This is a genomic window from Streptomyces sp. NBC_00012 (assembly GCF_045040875.1).
In the GTDB taxonomy this organism is placed as follows: Bacteria; Actinomycetota; Actinomycetes; order Streptomycetales; family Streptomycetaceae; genus Streptomyces.
In genome coordinates this window covers 8,373,582-8,389,588 of record NZ_CP108309.1, presented here as the reverse complement: position 1 = coordinate 8,389,588, position 16,007 = coordinate 8,373,582, and the positions used below count along the sequence as shown (strand labels likewise).

Below are 16,007 nucleotides of genomic sequence, written 5' to 3'. Positions count from 1 at the left end.
TCGTCGCACCCCGGAGGGGTCAATCACCCTTACGGGTTGAGAGGTTCACCCCCTGAACATATTTACCACTGGTCTCGCGTCTTGCCGCCACCGTCCGGACTCTCGTTGGGCGGTGTCGGGCCAGACTGGCCGGAATGGGCCGTCACACAACGGGATGCTCTGCCGTTCACTTCTCGGAAGCAGCGCGACGGATGAGGGGCGTTCACAGTGCGGCGAACTCTGCGATCCTTGTTGCTCGTCGTCGGGGGCGGCCTTGCGGGGCTCGCGACACTGGCTGTGCACCGGGCCGGTCTGCCGCTCGGCCTCGTCGTGTATGCCGACACCGCCATCGTGCTGTGCTGGCTCGTCGTCACCGTCCTGCTCTTTCGCGGGCGCCGGATACCGGACTCCCCCGTGGACGACACCGGCGGCCGGCACCACCAGGCAGTGCGCTACTCCACCGACGGCGAACCCCGTGCCCGCTCCCATCGGGGCACCCGCCACCGTCCCTGATCCGGCCAAAGTCCCCGCGCTCCGGGCCCGCGCGGCCGCGCTCTGCGATTATGACCGGCGACCACCCCAGCCGAGCAGCCGAGGAGTGCCGTGTGACCGAGGTACACGTGAGTTCGGCCGTCATGACCCACCCCGTGCGCCTCACCCAGGCCCAGGACCTCGCCGCCCGGCTGCGGCTCGACGGTCTCGCCCTCGACCCCGACCCCGAGGGGCCGCCCTCCGCCCTGCGAACCGCCCTGGTCGCGTGGGCGGCCGTGGCCCCGGAGGCCAGCCATCATCTCGTCGTCCAGGACGATGTCGACGCCCCCGCCGAGCTCATGGAGATCGTCGGGCGGGCCGCCGCCCGGTTTCCCGACGAGGCGCTGGTCTTCTACACCAACTGGCACGCCCGCAACGGCGCCGCCGTTCGGCTCGCCGCCCTCGCCGGAGCCTGTTGGGTGCGGGCCGTGCCCGATGAGTTCACGCCGTCGCTGGGGGTCTGCCTGCCGACCGGGACCGCCGCCGACTTTCGCGAGTACGCCCGAGAAAGCGCCGAACGCCACGACGACGAACTGCTCTCCGTCTTCTTCCGCGGCCGCGGCCGCGGCCGGATGAGCTTGCTCGCCGTGCCGAACATCGTCGAGCACATCGGCACCAGCAGCATCAACGGCCATGCGGCCCAAGGCATCCGCCTCGCCGTCTGCCCCACCTCCGCCGCCGACGCCGCGCCCCTGCTCGCCCGGGGCCGCGTCCTGGAGGAGCCGGGGTGGATCCCGTACATGCGGTACGGAGAGGGGTACATCCGTCGAGCCGGCCAGGAACGAGGCGCCGACGGCGGGCGCGGCCACCACCGGTGGCGCGATGCGCTGTCCTCGACCGGACTCACCGAGGAGACGGTCCGGGAGGCACGGACCACGCACATGCCGGATGACCTCGCGGCGGATGTGGCCCGGAGATTCGGCAGGGCTTTCGCGGAGGAGCTGTGGATCCACTGCCTGCTGCTCGGACGGCAGGCCGCCCGAGCAGCCCGGCACCTGGCCCCCTCGCCGGACGGTGTGCCCCCGGACGCGCTCGACCGCATGAGGCGCTCCGCCGTCGCCACCGCCGGACCCGCCGGACTCCCGCCCGAACGCCGCCCGGAGGCGGGCCCGGACGAGGTCCGTACGATGGCCGCGTTGGCATGGACCGCCGTCCGCGCGGGCGAGCGGCTCTGACGGGGTGGCCTCCGGCACCTGCCGGCCCTTCGCGGCGTAGCGACCGCCGGACGGACCGACCGGACCGTCACGCAGGCCCAGGGCCGTCCGCGACCCGGTGCGTGATCCACACCCCGGGCTCCCAGTAGGCTCCCAGGTCCCGGGCCCGGGTGATCCGGAGCGGCGCGAGACCGCCCGGGAAGACGTACTCGCCGTCCTCCGGGAAGGCGAAACCCGTCCAGCTCTCCCACTCGGCGACCGTGCCCGTGATCCGCGAGGACCGGTCCGACGCCGCCGCGACCGTGCCGCCCGCGCCCACCTGGGTTCGGATCCATGGGTCGAACGGGGCCCCGTCGTCCCGGGTCCATGCCGCGTACCGCTCGATCGGCACCAGCGGGTAGCGGTCCTTCCAGGTGGGCCGCACCGGCACCAGGACCGTCCCGAGCCCGGCACGGCGCGCCGTGTCCGACATCGTGTCCAGCAGCACCTTGGACAGACCCCGGCCCTGGTGGTCCTCGGCCACCTCGATGCCCAGCGCGCACAGGGCGCCGGGCGCTCGCCCGGCATCGCGGTCCGCGAAGGCCCGCGCGATCGAGTCGTCCAGGCCCGGACCCAGATCGGCCGCGGTGCCGTCCCAGGCACGGGGCAGCGAACGGCCCGCGCCGACGATCTCCTCGTGCTCCTCGTCGTAAAGGACGAACTGAAACTCCGGAAAGTCCTCGAACAGCCGGTTCCAGTAGTCGCCGTTGATGTCACCGTGCAGGTTGTATTCGGGCACCACACCGGCGAACCGCTCGGGAATGCGGTCCCACAGCTCGGGCCGTTCCGCATGGCGTACCACTACCAGGGCCATGGAGCCCCCCTTTCAGGACAGCCCTCAGGCAGGGACTTCGACATCCCAGACGACGACGATCGGCAAACCGTCCCAGGCGGCGCGGGCCGCGTCCGCGATGAACTCCTCGTAGCCGCCCGGCGCGAGCCGCCCGTTGAACAGCGGCTCGTGGCAGCCGCGCACCCGCAGCCCGGCCCGGCCGAACGCGTCGAGGTAGCGGCTCGGCAGATGCAGGTGGTTGCGTACGAACGCCAGCTCGTCGGCGCCTCGCACGAAGTGGCACTGACCCTGCAGCGCGATGACGAACGGGTGCATGTCGGAGACCACGATCCGCCCACCCGGCCGGACCACCCGCGCCAGCTCCGCCACACCCGTGGCGAGCTCCGGAAGGTGCGTCATGGCCAGTGAGCAGACCGCTAGGTCGACGGAGTCGTCGTCGAGCGGCAGCCGCTCCAGCCGCCCCACGCGGAACTCGGCGTCCGGGGCGTGCTCGCGGGCCTTCGCCATCATCTGCGGCGACTGGTCCACGCCGATCGTGCGGTGGCCGCGCTCGGTCAGTGCCCGGGTCTGCCGCCCGGTGCCGCAGGCGGCGTCGAGCGCCACACCCGTCTCCAGGCCGTCAAGGATCGAGTGGACGACCGGCTCCTCCACCTCGATGTACGAGCTGGGCAGTGAGTCGTACACCGCCGACCAGATCGCGTACCCTTCCGCCGCGTCGAGCTCGCTGACCGTGGCCCCGCCGTCCGGCACCTTCTCCTCGTCGAGGACGAAGCGGCGCATTTCCGTCATCCGCTCCTGGAGGAACGTCTCGTCGCCGTCCCCGGCATGGCGCAGCAGCGCAAGACCCTCGATCCCCAGCACCATTTCTCGTACGCGGAATTCACCGCTCATTCGAGCCCCTCACCGATCGGCGGACGGTCGCATGTCCTGTCTGACTTCCGCCCTACCCGCGTCGCCCGACACGGAGTCGAAAAGTACCCGCCGTGTCCAAAAAAGTGGCTCGAATGGCCGGTTCACGACACTGTTGTCGTCCGCCCGGTCGCTACTTAGCATGTCCGGCATGATTGAAGGATATCTTGGTCGTGAAAGTGTCATCGTCGGTGGAGAAATGACGCTGCACATCTCTACGGACGCCCCTCGATTCCGTCTCAGGTTTTACCGGCTGGGACAGGAACTCATACCGGTTGGGGAATCCGATACGTACCGGGGAACCCTGCATTCCCCGCCCGAACATCCTGACGGAATACCCGGCCTCGCCTCACCGTCCGACGACTGGAACTGGCCGCCGATCACCCTTCCCGTACCGGAGGACTGGCAGCCCGGAATCTACCTGGCAGAATTCATCGAATGCGCCGAGCACGGTCCGGACCGTACAGGGAATCCGCCCCTGCTCGACGCGGAGCACCTCGAGGGGCACGAGCGGGAGTTCTTCGTCGTACGCCCCCGCGTGCCCGGCGGTCACTCCCGCATCCTCTACAAGAAGTCCACCTTCACGCGACACGCCTACAACCGCTCCGACCGGCCCGGTCTGGAACGCGCGGTCAGCCTCTACGACCACCCCGTCCACCGCACCGGTGGCGACGGCACCCTCCGGGGCCACAAGGTCAGCCTCCACCGCCCGGGCGGCGTCATCGATCTCGCCTACTGGGACGCGCCCTTCGTCGCCTGGCTGGAACGCCACGGCTATCCCGTCGAGTTCTGCACCGACCTCGATCTGCACGAGGACCCCGCCCTGCTCTCCTCGTACGATCTCCTCCTCAGCGTCGGCCATGACGAATACTGGAGCATCGCGATGCGCACCCACGCGGAGCGATTCGTCCGTGAGGGCGGAAACATCGCATTTCTCAGCGCCAACACCTGCTGGTGGCGTGTGCATCCGACGGACGACAACACTGCTTTTGTGTCCGATACCGACCACCACGTCGGCGACGAATACCCTCATTCGCCTGCCACCGACCAATGGTGGACACCCGCCCCCGACGGCGTCGGAAACCCGGAGAACTCGCTCACCGGTGTGAGTTTTCGCAATGGTGGAATGTGGCCCGCCACGGAATGGCCCGGCGACCGCCCCCGCGACGGGTACACGGTGCAGCACGCCGACCACTGGATCTACGAGGGCACCGGACTGCGTGACGGATCCGGCGGGGAAACGCCGGACCGGCTCGGATCGGGAACGCCCCTCATCGGATACGAATGCGACGGTGCCGCATACATCCACGACGAGTTCGGAATCGCCCATGCCACCGGCGAGGACGGGACTCCGGACTCCTTCCTGATTCTTGGAATTCACGTTCTGGAACCGGTGCACGAGGATTTCCACCATTTCAAGTGGGGCCACTGGAACGGCCCCGTGCGCGAAGCGGCCATCAACAGCCCCCGCGCCGCCACGATGGGTGTCTACACCGCGGGCGGCACCGTCTTCACCGCAGGCACCACCGACTGGTCCGTGGTGTGCGGGCACGAACAGGACCCGGCCGTCGTCCGCGTCACCCGGAACATCCTCGACCGCCTTCGCCACCGGACCCCGCTCCCGGGGTGAGCAGTTCCCGCAGTCCGGAGATCCGCGCCGCCCGCTCCGGCAGGGGCGGCGCGATGCCCTCCACCGCACGGTCGGGACGCCACAGATGCACCGCCCGCATCCCGGCCGCCAGCGGACCGAGCACGTCGGGCACCCACATGTCGCCGACGAACAGCACCCGCCCGCCCGGCAGCGAACACCGTTCCACCAGCGCGCGGTAGATCAGCGGATGGGGCTTGCGCGCCCCGGCCCGCGCGGAGCCGACGACCACGTCCACGGCCCCGCCCAGCCCCACCGCCTCGACGCATTCCTCCAGGTTCCAGAACCAGTTGGAGCACACCCCGACGAGCAGCCCCCGCTCCCGCAGCGCCGCGAGCACTCCGGGCACGTCCGCGAAGAGCTCAAGCCGCACCGCCTTCATCGCCCGGTCGAGCTCGGCGACCAGACCGTCCAGCTCACCCTCCGGCACTCCGCAGGCACGCGCCCGCCGCCGCAGTCGGTCCCGCTCCCACCCCGTGTACGCCGCCTCATCGGCCGAGTGCTCCGCATGCTCCTCGCCCTCGCAGGGGCCCACCGACCACTGGTCCCCCCAGAGTTCGCCCTGGGCCGCCAGGCCCCGGCGCGCGAAGATCCCGCGATGGTCCGGCGGCAGCGGCTCCACCATCCGCACCAGCGTCCCGTAGAAGTCGAAGACGACCGCGCCGACACCGTCCGGCACCATCACAGGACCGCGCTCCATTCCTAGAACCGGCCGTACCTGTGCGGGAAGTAGTCCTCCAGTGTGCCCTCCCGCTCGATGTCGACCGTCGCGCAGTGCAACCCGCCGCCGAACGGTCCGACCGCCCGGAACGGCACCGGCACGATCTCGAAGCCGTACGACGACAGCTGCTCCGCGAGCCGCACCTCCTTCTCCTCGACGCACAGTGTGTTCGCGTCGAGGTTCAGCATGTTCCCGGCGAGCCACGGACTGCAGAAGGACAGCTTCGGCGGATGATCCCAGCTCGCCGGCTGCACGGCCTCGACGATCTCCCAGTCATTGAGCTTGAAGAACTCCATCAGCTCGGCGTCCGCGAGCCGCTCCCCGCAGTGCAGCACCAATCCGGGCCGCAGCGGCACCCAGGTCGCGTCGATGTGCAGCGGATGGGTGTTGGTCGAGGTCACCGCGTGCACCCGGTGGTCGGGGTAGTGGCGCCGCAGCCACTCGTACCCGCTCTTGTTGGTGACGAACGACAGCTGCACGAACAGGTCCTTGCCGAACCGTGCCACGTCCGCGGCGTCGAACAGCGGCTCGGCCTCGGTGAGCACCAGGTCGTAGTCGCGGACCCGAGCCAGCTGCTCCTCGGTCGACAGCTCGTTGTACGTGTCCCAGAACCCCGTCCGGTACGAGGCATCCGTCAGCCGCGGTTTGGGCGCGGCCTCCCAGCGCATCCGGTCGTCGGCGTCGAACAGGCTCTGCAGCACCGGCCGGTAGCACAGGTACTCGAACCAGCGGCTGCGGTACGACATGGTCGCTTCCAGGACCTCGTTGCCGACCGTCAGCAGCAAGTCCCGGGGCGGCATGCAGCCGAACATCGACTCGTGCGTCCACTCCGGCGTACCCACCTGCTGGGTGAAGTCGAACGGGGTGGGGCGGTCCACCCTGATGCCGCGCCGCCGCAGCATGTCCGCGAAGTCGTCGAGCTGCTGCTCGGCCTCGGCCACCATGTCCGCGGGCATGGGGCCGTACGTCCCCATGGGGAAGCCGTCGTCGGGGTAGTCCCGGCGCACCGCGTGCTCGGGGGCCTGCACCACGGTGCCCTCCGCCCGGCCGACGATCACATGCCGCAGCGGGTCCCAGCCGTTCCAGGAGTTGACTCGCACGGGGCGCGCGGAGATGTCGGAGGCGGTTGTTCTCTGCTCGGTCACGTACAAGCCCTTCGATCGGGGTCGTGGAGTGCCGCAGGCCAAACTGCGGGCACTGTCACGTCACCGTCAAGAGCCACCCCGCTACCCACCGTGCCGATCGCGTCAGCGTGGCCTGAGTACGGCCCCACCGCCGCGGCGCCTTTCGGCATCCACACTGCACAGCGACGGAACGCTGGGCTTTTCGTGGGAAGCACACCGTCGTGTTCCGGCCGAAACTCCGTGCCGCTGCGGAGAGTCGCGGCCCGCGGGGTAGTGAAAGGACCGTCGCCGAAGCCCCGTACGTCTCAATGACCCCGCGCGGAGGAACCCATGGCACTGCGCCCGCACCGCCGATCCATGATCCTGGGAGCCCTCCTTCTGCTCACGGCGGCGGGCTGTAGTGCGGGCGACCGCGACGCGCCGGGCGAACGGGCCGGGGGCGGCGACGGACTGACGGTGTGGCTGACGGTCGACTCCCGGGAAAGCTGGCCGGAGCTGGTCGCCTCCGCCAACGCCCGGTTCGCGAAGAAGCACCCCGGGGTCGAGGTCGACGTCCAGTACCAGCAGTGGACGACCAAGAACCAGAAACTCGACGCGGTCCTCGCGGGCCGGAACGTGCCCGACGTGGTCGAGATGGGCAACAGCGAGACCACCAACTACATCGTCAACGGCGCCTTCGCGCCGCTCGACCCGAAGAGCTTCGACCGCTCCGGGCAGTGGCTGCCCGCGCTCGCCGACGCCTGCCGCGACGAGGGCCGGACGTACTGCGTGCCGTACTACGCGGGAGCCCGCGTCGGCGTCTACCGCACCGACTACTTCCAGCGTGCCGGTCTCACCCACGCGCCGCGCACGTACCCCGAACTGATCTCCTCCCTGGACCGGCTCAAGAAGCAGTACGGTGCCAAGGACCCCGGTTTCTCGGCCTTCTACATGCCCGGCCGCTACTGGTCCGCCGCCATGGGCTTCGTCAAGGACGCCGGCGGTGAGATGGCGGTCGAGAAGGACGGCCGCTGGCAGGGCGCGCTCTCCTCGCCGAAGTCCGTCGCCGGGCTCACCACCTGGAAGAAGCTCCTGGACGACTACTACGTCGGCGACCGGGCGAAGGACAACGGGGACCAGCCTGCTGTGGTCGGGCAGGGCAAGGTCGGCGTCTTCTACGGCAACACCTGGGAGGCGGCGGCCGCAGCCGACGTCCGCTCCGGCGGCGACCCACGGCTCAAGGGCAAGTTCGCCACCTTCGCCTTCCCCGGCCCGTCCGGACAGCTCCTCCCGCCGTTCCTCGGCGGCTCCACTCTTGCCGTGCCCGTCAAGTCGAAGAACCAGGACCTCGCGAACGACTGGATCCGCCTCTTCACCGACCGGGAGTCGCAGAAGCAGCTGGTCGCCGCCAACACCCTGCCCAACAACACCGTCCAGCTCGCGGAAGTCGCGGCCGGAGGCATAAACGGCCCGGCCGCCCAGGCCGCCACGCGCGGCTGGGTCACTCCCCTCGCCCCCGGCTGGACCTCGGTGGAGAAGTCCAACGTCCTGCCCGAGATGCTGGAGCGCATCGCCACCGGCAAGGCGTCCGTGACGGACGCCGCGCGGGACGCGGACCGCAGGATCGACGCCGTGATCAATGAGCACTGATCCGGCCGGGCGCAGGCTTCGCCCCTTCCTGCCCTACCTGTTGATCGCCCCGGCCCTCCTCGCCCTCCTGGTGGTGCTCGGCTATCCGCTGGTCGACATGGTGACCCTGGCCTTCCAGGACATGACCCGCAAGGAGCTGTTCAGCGGAACGGCACCGCCCTGGGCCGGGCTCGGGCAGTTCCGGACGATCCTGAGCGACGGGTTCTTCTGGACGGTGACGGCTCGCACGGCACTGTTCACCCTCGTCTGCGTCACGCTCACCATGGTGCTCGGCCTGCTCACCGCCCTTCTGATGCGCCTGGTGTCCCCATGGGTCCGCGCCGTCCTCGCCGGGATTCTCGTCGCTGTCTGGGCGATGCCCGTGATGGTCGCGGCGGCCATCTTCCGCTGGCTCTTCGACGCGGACTACGGCGTCGTCAACTGGCTGCTCTCGACACTGCCCGGACTCGACCTGGCCCGGCACAACTGGTTCACCGACCCGTTGCAGGGCTTCGCCGTGATCACCGCCGTCGTCGTCTGGGGCGCGCTGCCGTTCGCCGCGATCAGCCTGCACGCGGCGCTCGCCCAGATCCCGCCGGAGCTGGAGGAGGCCGCCCTCATCGACGGCGCCCGCCCGTCCCAGGTATTCCGGTACGTCACCTTCCCGGCGATCAAACCGCTGTTCGTGATGGTCACCACCCTGATGTCGATCTGGGACTTCGGCGTCTTCAACCAGATCTGGCTGATGCGCGGCGGCCAGCCCGAGCGCGAGTACTACCTGCTCGGCGTGTACTCCTTCATCGAGTCCTTCGCCGTCAACCGCTACAGCGCCGGAGCCGCGATCGCCCTGGTCACCGTCGTGCTGCTGCTCGCCGGGGCCGTGCTCTACCTGCGGCAGATGCTGAGACTGGGGGAAGTCGAATGAGCGGGGCACGGAAGCGGCCGGGGCCGGGCAAGGGACTGCGTCGCGGGACCCGGCGCCGCTACGACGTCCTCGGCCTCCTCGTGGCCGCCGCCGTCGGCTTCCCCGTCTACTGGATGCTCATCACCGCGTTCCGGCCCGCGACCGAGATCCTCAGCCTGCCGCCCGAGTTCTGGCCGGCCAACCCCACCCTCGCCAACTTCGCCCGCGCGATGCGCACGGAGACCTTCTGGTCCAACGTCCGTTCCAGCGCAGTCATCGGCCTCGGCACCGTCCTGGTCTCACTCCTGGTCGGCACCCTCGCCGCGTTCGCCCTCTCCCGCTTCCGCTTCGCCGGCCGCAAGGCGTTCGTCGTGGTGATCCTCACCGTCCAGATGATCCCGCTCGCCGCCCTCGTCATCCCCGTCTACCTGCTTCTCAACGAGGCGGGTCTCACCGACAGCCTCGGCGGGGTGATCCTCGTCTACCTCGTCTTCACGCTGCCGTTCACCGTGTGGATGCTGCACGGCTTCATCTCGGCCATCCCGGTCGAGCTCGAAGAGGCGGCGATGGTCGACGGCTGCGGCCGCTTCGGCGCCTTCGTCCGCGTCGTCCTGCCACTGCTCGCCCCCGGACTGGTCGCCACCTCCGTCTTCGCCATGGTGCAGGCGTGGAACGAGTACGTCCTCGTCTACGTCCTGCTGTCCACTCCGGAGAAGCAGACCCTCAGCATCTGGCTGGTCTCCTTCCAGACCAGTTTCGGCACCGACTACGGCGGGCTGATGGCGGGCGCCACGCTCACGGCCCTGCCCGTCGTCGTGTTCTTCCTGGCCGTCCAGCGCAAGATCGCCGCGGGGCTGGCCACCGGAGCGGTCAAGGGCTGAGCGCCCGGTCAGGACCGGCACGGCCCCCGACGACGCCCCTGTTCACCACGCATAGGAGAACCCTGTGACGCACGACCGTCTCGACCTCGTCTCCAAGCTCTACCAGCCCTCGGGCTGGCCCCGGATACTCCAGGCCGCCTCCGGCTCGCCCTCCCGCGCCCCGCTCGTCGTGGATTTCGACCCGACCACGTTCTGCGACCTGGCCTGCCCCGAGTGCATCAGCGGGAAGCTCCTCAACCAGGGCAGGTTCACCCCGGACCGGCTCGCCGCCCTCGCCGAGGAACTCGTCGCGATGTCCGTCCGGGCCGTCGTCCTCATCGGCGGCGGGGAACCCCTCGCCCATCGCGGCACACGCCGGGTCTTACGCATCCTAGGCGAGGCGGGCCTGGCCGTCGGAGTCGTCACCAATGGCACGATGATCAAGCAGAACCTCGCCGAACTCGCCCAGTACGCCACCTGGGTCCGCGTCTCCGTCGACGCCGGCACCGCCGAGACGTACGGCCTGTTCCGGCCGGACCGCAAGGGCCGCAGCGTCTTCGACAAGGTGATCGAGAACATGCGGCTGCTCGCCGCCGAGAAGGCCGGAGCCCTCGGCTATTCCTTCCTCGTCATGTCGCGCCGGGAACCGGACGGGCGGATCGTCGCCAATCATCACGAGGTGCTGCGCGCTGCCGAACTCGCCCACGACATCGGCTGCGACTACTTCGAGACCAAGGCCATGTTCGACGACGACCACCACGTCGTGCAGGTCCCCGAGGAGATGCTGGAATCGGTCGACCGCCAGCTCGCCGAGGCCGCCCGGCTGGAGAGCGACCGCTTCCAGCTCGTCAACTCCTCCACTCTCACCTCCCTGCGCAGTCATGTCGGCCCCGTCCAGCCCAAGGAGTACGACCGCTGCCGGGTCGCCGAACTCCGCACCCTCATCACCCCCTCCGGGGTGTACGTGTGCGCCTACCACCGGGGCAACCCGCTCGCCCGAATAGGTGACGCCGTCACCGACGACCTCGCCACCATCTGGCAGGACTCCGACCGCGGGATCGTCGACCCGAGCCGGGACTGCCGGTTCCACTGCGCACGCCACGGCTCCAACCTGGAACTGGAGCGCATCGCCCGCGGAACCGGCGAGCCCCCGCTCGCGGAGGACTACGACCCCTTCCTTTAGGGCCTCTCGGCCGGCACCGGGTCCCGGCGGGTGCCCGGGGCCGCCGTGGCGGGGAGGACCCGGGCCCCCGGATGGGAGACGCGCAGCGCCCGCTCGAGGCGGCCCACACGCTCCGCGGTCTCCTCCAGGCGGCAGACGCCGACCAGGGCGCCGCCTCCGCCGGCCCCGCTCAGCTTCAGCGGCAGGCCGGCGGAGCGTAGCGCGACCCTTCGCAGCTCCTCCAGGAGCGGCGTCGACATCCGCTGGTGGTCGCGCATGGCCTCGTGGGCGTGGGCCATCGCGGCTCCGAGCCCTGCCAGGTCCCTGCCGTGCAGCGCCTCCCACACCCGGCCCGATGCCTCGTCGGCGGCGCGCCGGTACGCAGCGAGCGCCGGGTCGCCGGCGGCGAGCTGCGCCCGCACATCCCGGATGTGGTGTTTCGTGTCCTTGTGGGTGCCGGAATCCACGACGACCACCTGCCACTCGGCCGGGAGGTCGAGCCGTTCCCGTACGGCCGGAAGCCCTTGCTCGCGGCCGTCGAGAAGGAGTGCGCCGCCCTCGACGACCGCGAGGTGGTCCATGCCGCCGCCGTGGAAGACGGCGAACTCGAACTCGTACGCCCACTGCGCGATCGTGGAGTCGGGGATGCTCCGGCCGGAGAGCGACGCGTCCGTGAAGGCCCGGAACAGCGCCACGATCCGCGCCGTCGACGACGAGAGACCGCTCGCCGCGGGAGCCTCGCTGCGCACGGTGACGGCGGGTGGATGTGCGGCGAGGCCGGGCAGCCGCTCGCGCAGGAACGTCCACACCCCCTGCTGCCAGCTGTCCTCGTCCTCCCCGCGGGGAACGGGGTTGGGCACGACCTCCACGGTCGTCATCAGACCGAGCGCTAGACTCACCGAGCGGCCCCCGCCGAGCCAGTCCAGGTCCTCGCCGGACAGGCAGGCCCGGCAGGGAACCACCGCGCGTATCGGATGTGTGGGATTCACCGTGCCTGGAACCTTCCCTCCGTGCGGAACCTCTCGTACATGGACAGCACCACCTCCGTCGGCGGGTGCAGTGGCCGGGGCGGGGCGCCGAGCGGCCGGAACAGTGCCTGGCGCACCTCGTCGGCGCCGGGCGTCAGCGTCCCCGACCAGCGCCGGACGCAGAAGCACAGCGCGAAGCAGTGCGTCACATCCCCGTTCGGGTAGGTGAGGGTGTGCACCTGCGGGTCGGAGAGCGATCCGAACGCCACCAGATCATCGCGTTCCACCCGCAGACCGGTCTCCTCGGCGACCTCCCGCACGGCTGCGTCGGCGAAGTCGCCACCCTCCTCGCAAGCACCGGCCGGCAGTTCCCAGACCCCGTTGTCCACGCGCTGCTGGAAGAGCCCGCGCCCCTCGGCATCGAGCACAAGCACCTGCGCACCGGGCACGAGGAGAGTCCTGGAGCCGACTTCTTGACGCAACGACCAGATGTAGGAACCGGCATAGCTCATGTCGTACGTGTCGCCTCCGTCGCCGTCCCCGCGGGCTCGTCGTGACGCAGCGTCTCATGCCCTGCCGCCTCGTCGGCCAGCCAGCGCGGCGTGGCGTCCGGCGTGCTGAGCAACCACCGCACGTACCGCTCCACGCCCTGGCGGACGTCGATTCCCGCCTGCCAGCGCAGCAGTTCCCGGCAGTGTTCGACCGAGGCGTAGCCGCCGAGCGGGTCCCCCTCGGGGCGTGGAGTGGTGATCCGCCGGGCGCCGGGGAAGTACGGAGCGATCAGATCGGCCACCTCCTTGACCGACGTCGGCCTGCCCGTACCTACGTTGACGGTCTGTCCGGCCATCCGCTCCTCGGTCAGGGCGAGTGCGGTGGCCTCGGCGACGTCGTCGACATGGATGAGGTCGCGGACCTGGATCCCGCCGCCGTTGAGGCGCATCGGCCGGCCGAGGTGGGCCTGTAGGGAGAGCCAGGGAACCATCCAGGAGTGGCTGCCCGGCTTGGGGATCTGGGGCTCGCCGTAGACGGAGAAGTAGCGCACCACCGCGTACTCGGAACCGCTGGAGGCGCCGAGCATCAGCCGGGTCTGGTGCTCGGCCCAGAGCTTGCAGTTCGCGTACACGGATACCGGGTGCAGCGGCATGTCCTCGTGGAAGACCTGCGGTCCCTCGATGCCGGGCACGCCGTCGCCGTACACGGAGGCGGAGGAGACCAGTACGAGCCTGCGCACCGGGAAGCGGGCGGCCTGCTCCAGGACGACCTGGGTGCCCTCGACGTTGGCACGGAAGGCGATGTCGGGGCGCCGGGTGCAGGCGGCGACATCCGCGTAGGCGGCCGCGTGCACCACGAAGTCGGCTTCGCGCAGCAGCCCGCCGACCACGGCGGCGTCGCGGACGTCGCCCACGACGAGGCGCGCGCCGCTGCGCGCCACCCCGAAGGTCGCATGGCCGGACTCGGGGTAGGCGTCCATACGGTCCAGGACGGTGACGACGGCTCCGGCGCTCCGCAGCAGCGCGACCAGCCGGCTGCCGACAAGTCCGCCGCCGCCGGTCACCACGACGCGGGCGCCACGGAGCCTTTCGAGCCGGGAGCGGACGGTCTCCTGATTGGCGGTGGAGCCCTCGCCGACGGTCAAGGAGGGTAACGCGGGCATGGAAGCCTCTTTCCGGCGTCAGGGGGTGTAGGTGTTTCTCGGAGTGCGAGCGCAAGCATCGTTGGGCCCGTCGTCTGCCCGCCAGAGGGCGATTTCGGCACTCTTGCGGGCCGTGTGCACCATCCGTACTGTCCGGATCTGGCTGGCGGACAAGGGTGCCGGGCAGGCCCGGACAGAGGGAGAACGTATGGCGCGTCAACGGCTCAGTGCAGTGGTCATGACCCATCCCAAGCGCCGCGCGGCGGCCGAGAAACTGGCGTTGAGCGCCCCGTCCGGGCTTCTGCGGGTCGTCATGGACCCCGACCCCACCGGGACTCCGTCGGTGCTGCGCACCGCGCTGGCCGCGTGGTCGGCGATCGAGGACGGGGCCACGCATCAACTGGTGATCCAGGACGACATGTTGTTGTCCGATTCCTTCTTCGACCGGGTCCGGTGCGCGATCGAGGAGTTACCCGACTCGGCGCTCGCCCTGTTCGCCCTCTGGGACTCCCGCAACGGGGCGGCCGTGCGGTTCGGGGCGATGGCGGGTGCCCGCTGGGTCGGCTCCGTCAACGAGTACTTCCCCTGTGTGGCGATCGTTCTGCCGCGCCGGGTCGCCGAGGGTTTCGTCGCGTACGGGAGGGAACGGCTCGGCGGCTGGCCCGACGACATCCTGATGTACCGCTATCTGTGTGCCAACGGTGTATCGCGCCATGTCGCCGTGCCGAACCTCGCCGAGCACGAGGACCGCGGCTCGATCTCCGGGAACGCGTTCCGCGGCCCGCGCCGCTCGGTCTGCTACCTGCCGGGGGACGGGGTCGGGGACGAGGGCCGGACCCTGTCCGGCCTGACGGTGATCCCGTTCTTCAAGTACGGCGTCGCCAAGTGCGCGGTACGGGCCGACGGCCCCGGCCCGGAACGGTGGCTGCATCTGGACGCCGAGCAGTACCTGCGCGGCACCGGTCTCTCCCCCGCGCTGCTCCGTCCGCCCGGCGGCGGCGCGGGGGAGGCCGATGTACGAGGGACCTGGCTCACGGCTCTCGCGCTGGGGTTCGAGTCGGCCCGCGCCGGATTCGACGTGCTGCCCACGGCATCCGAGGCCTACGCGGAGGCGGTGGCGACGATCGGGCCGGGCGGCATCAGCAACACCAGTACGGAGGAGCACATCGCCCGGCGCCGGAAGCCCCTGGCCGAGGTGGCGCAGCTGGCGCTCCAGGCCGGGCACGAGGCGGCCACCGGGCACCGGGCACGCCCCCGGCGGCCGGGCGGACTCGTGTGGCGCGGGGCGGCGAACCCGCTCGGCGAACACCTCGCACGCAGGCTGGCGGACCGGCGGGAGCGGTCCGCAGCCGTGATCGACCTCACGCGGCTCCACTGTGCCGAGCCGGAGGTGACGATCCGCCCTCAGGGCGACCCAGTCCCGTACCGCCTGAGCGTGGGTGAGGTGTACGGCCCCGGCTGCTCGCACCTCGGCGCCGTAGGTCGCATGGTGTGGCAGGCACTGCGAAGCCGCCCCGTCATGATCGAGGGTGATCCGGACGCCGAAGTGCATCCCGTGTACGTGAACGATCTCGCCGACGCGATCGAGGCCGTGCTGCGGCTCCGGCCGGAACAGCACGTACTCACGGTCGCGCCCAGGAAGCCGTGCACGGCGGCCGAGTTGGCACAGGCCGTGCACGAAGCCGTACGGCCCGTGCCGGTGCGGAGGGGCACCGGGTCGGGGAAAACGCGTCCTGTCGCGGCGGACGCAGTACGACCGCCCGGGTGGGCGCCCGTGACGGGCCTGGCACGCGGCCTGCACGCCTTCGCCCAGTGGCTCGCCTACGAGGGCGTCCTGCACACCGAGGAGTGATCCGGCGAGACGCCGCCGGGCGCCTGACGGGGCTTGCCGCGCAGCTCCTGGGGCTTGCGCGAAGCCGTGGGGTCATTGCCGGGCAGAGAGGAAGGACGTGCCGTGGAATCCGCGGCGGCTGG

Annotated in this window: 15 protein-coding genes; 8 read left to right on the top strand and 7 right to left on the bottom strand. The window is 70.5% G+C overall.

The window, feature by feature from the left end:
• The first annotated feature begins 228 nt into the window (after positions 1–228).
• The gene (locus tag OHA19_RS37775) at positions 229–492 is read left to right on the top strand and encodes a hypothetical protein (protein ID WP_405708436.1); all 264 of its coding nucleotides are present in this window, start codon (positions 229–231) and stop codon (positions 490–492) included.
• Between the two features lie 92 nt (positions 493–584).
• The gene (locus OHA19_RS37770; protein WP_405753113.1) at positions 585–1,685 is read left to right on the top strand and encodes a hypothetical protein; all 1,101 of its coding nucleotides are present in this window, start codon (positions 585–587) and stop codon (positions 1,683–1,685) included.
• A gap of 67 nt (positions 1,686–1,752) precedes the next feature.
• Here the strand turns inward: OHA19_RS37770 and OHA19_RS37765 are convergent, their stop codons facing one another.
• Both OHA19_RS37765 and OHA19_RS37760 read right to left on the bottom strand, forming a co-directional pair.
• The gene (locus tag OHA19_RS37765) at positions 1,753–2,517 is read right to left on the bottom strand and encodes a GNAT family N-acetyltransferase (protein WP_405708442.1); all 765 of its coding nucleotides are present in this window, start codon (positions 2,515–2,517) and stop codon (positions 1,753–1,755) included.
• A gap of 24 nt (positions 2,518–2,541) precedes the next feature.
• Positions 2,542–3,387, bottom strand: a complete 846-nt coding sequence (locus OHA19_RS37760; protein ID WP_405753111.1) for a class I SAM-dependent methyltransferase — start codon at positions 3,385–3,387, stop codon at positions 2,542–2,544.
• Between the two features lie 217 nt (positions 3,388–3,604).
• On the opposite strand from OHA19_RS37760, the gene OHA19_RS37755 reads away from it, so the two are divergent.
• Complete coding sequence (locus tag OHA19_RS37755) at positions 3,605–5,035, top strand: N,N-dimethylformamidase beta subunit family domain-containing protein (protein WP_405753108.1); 1,431 nt, start codon at positions 3,605–3,607, stop codon at positions 5,033–5,035.
• On the opposite strand, the gene OHA19_RS37750 is transcribed toward OHA19_RS37755, so the two are convergent.
• Both OHA19_RS37750 and OHA19_RS37745 read right to left on the bottom strand, forming a co-directional pair.
• A complete protein-coding gene (locus OHA19_RS37750; protein WP_405753105.1) occupies positions 4,983–5,753 on the bottom strand; it encodes an HAD family hydrolase in 771 nt (256 codons plus the stop codon). The two genes, OHA19_RS37755 and OHA19_RS37750, sit on opposite strands and share 53 nt — an antisense overlap.
• 2 nt (positions 5,754–5,755) lie before the next feature.
• Positions 5,756–6,919, bottom strand: a complete 1,164-nt coding sequence (locus OHA19_RS37745; RefSeq protein ID WP_405708455.1) for a serine/threonine protein kinase — start codon at positions 6,917–6,919, stop codon at positions 5,756–5,758.
• Positions 6,920–7,228: 309 nt separating this feature from the next.
• On the opposite strand from OHA19_RS37745, the gene OHA19_RS37740 reads away from it, so the two are divergent.
• The 4 genes from OHA19_RS37740 (at position 7,229) to OHA19_RS37725 (ending at position 11,453) form a co-directional block, all read left to right on the top strand.
• The gene (locus OHA19_RS37740; RefSeq protein WP_405753103.1) at positions 7,229–8,527 is read left to right on the top strand and encodes an extracellular solute-binding protein; all 1,299 of its coding nucleotides are present in this window, start codon (positions 7,229–7,231) and stop codon (positions 8,525–8,527) included.
• Positions 8,517–9,431 carry a carbohydrate ABC transporter permease gene (locus OHA19_RS37735; RefSeq protein ID WP_405753101.1) on the top strand — a complete coding sequence of 305 codons (915 nt, stop codon included), beginning with the start codon at positions 8,517–8,519 and terminating at the stop codon, positions 9,429–9,431. The genes OHA19_RS37740 and OHA19_RS37735 overlap by 11 nt, the downstream gene beginning before the upstream one ends.
• Entirely contained in the window at positions 9,428–10,291 is an 864-nt protein-coding gene (locus OHA19_RS37730; protein ID WP_405708463.1) for a carbohydrate ABC transporter permease, read from the top strand. The genes OHA19_RS37735 and OHA19_RS37730 overlap by 4 nt, the downstream gene beginning before the upstream one ends.
• A 64-nt stretch (positions 10,292–10,355) precedes the next feature.
• Positions 10,356–11,453, top strand: a complete 1,098-nt coding sequence (locus OHA19_RS37725) for a radical SAM protein (RefSeq protein ID WP_405708467.1) — start codon at positions 10,356–10,358, stop codon at positions 11,451–11,453.
• On the opposite strand, the gene OHA19_RS37720 is transcribed toward OHA19_RS37725, so the two are convergent.
• From OHA19_RS37720 to OHA19_RS37710, 3 genes are read right to left on the bottom strand one after another with little or no spacing between them, the layout of a single operon-like run.
• On the bottom strand, positions 11,450–12,421 hold the full coding sequence (locus OHA19_RS37720; protein WP_405708471.1) for a galactokinase: 972 nt from the start codon (positions 12,419–12,421) through the stop codon (positions 11,450–11,452). The two genes, OHA19_RS37725 and OHA19_RS37720, sit on opposite strands and share 4 nt — an antisense overlap.
• On the bottom strand, positions 12,418–12,912 hold the full coding sequence (locus OHA19_RS37715; RefSeq protein ID WP_405708474.1) for an NUDIX domain-containing protein: 495 nt from the start codon (positions 12,910–12,912) through the stop codon (positions 12,418–12,420). The genes OHA19_RS37720 and OHA19_RS37715 overlap by 4 nt, the downstream gene beginning before the upstream one ends.
• A complete protein-coding gene (locus OHA19_RS37710; RefSeq protein ID WP_405708477.1) occupies positions 12,909–14,054 on the bottom strand; it encodes an NAD-dependent epimerase/dehydratase family protein in 1,146 nt (381 codons plus the stop codon). Before OHA19_RS37710 ends, OHA19_RS37715 begins: the two co-directional genes overlap by 4 nt.
• Positions 14,055–14,271: 217 nt before the next feature.
• Between OHA19_RS37710 and OHA19_RS37705 the strand changes: the two genes are divergently transcribed.
• Complete coding sequence (locus OHA19_RS37705; protein ID WP_405708480.1) at positions 14,272–15,885, top strand: NAD-dependent epimerase/dehydratase family protein; 1,614 nt, start codon at positions 14,272–14,274, stop codon at positions 15,883–15,885.
• The last annotated feature ends 122 nt before the right edge of the window (positions 15,886–16,007 follow it).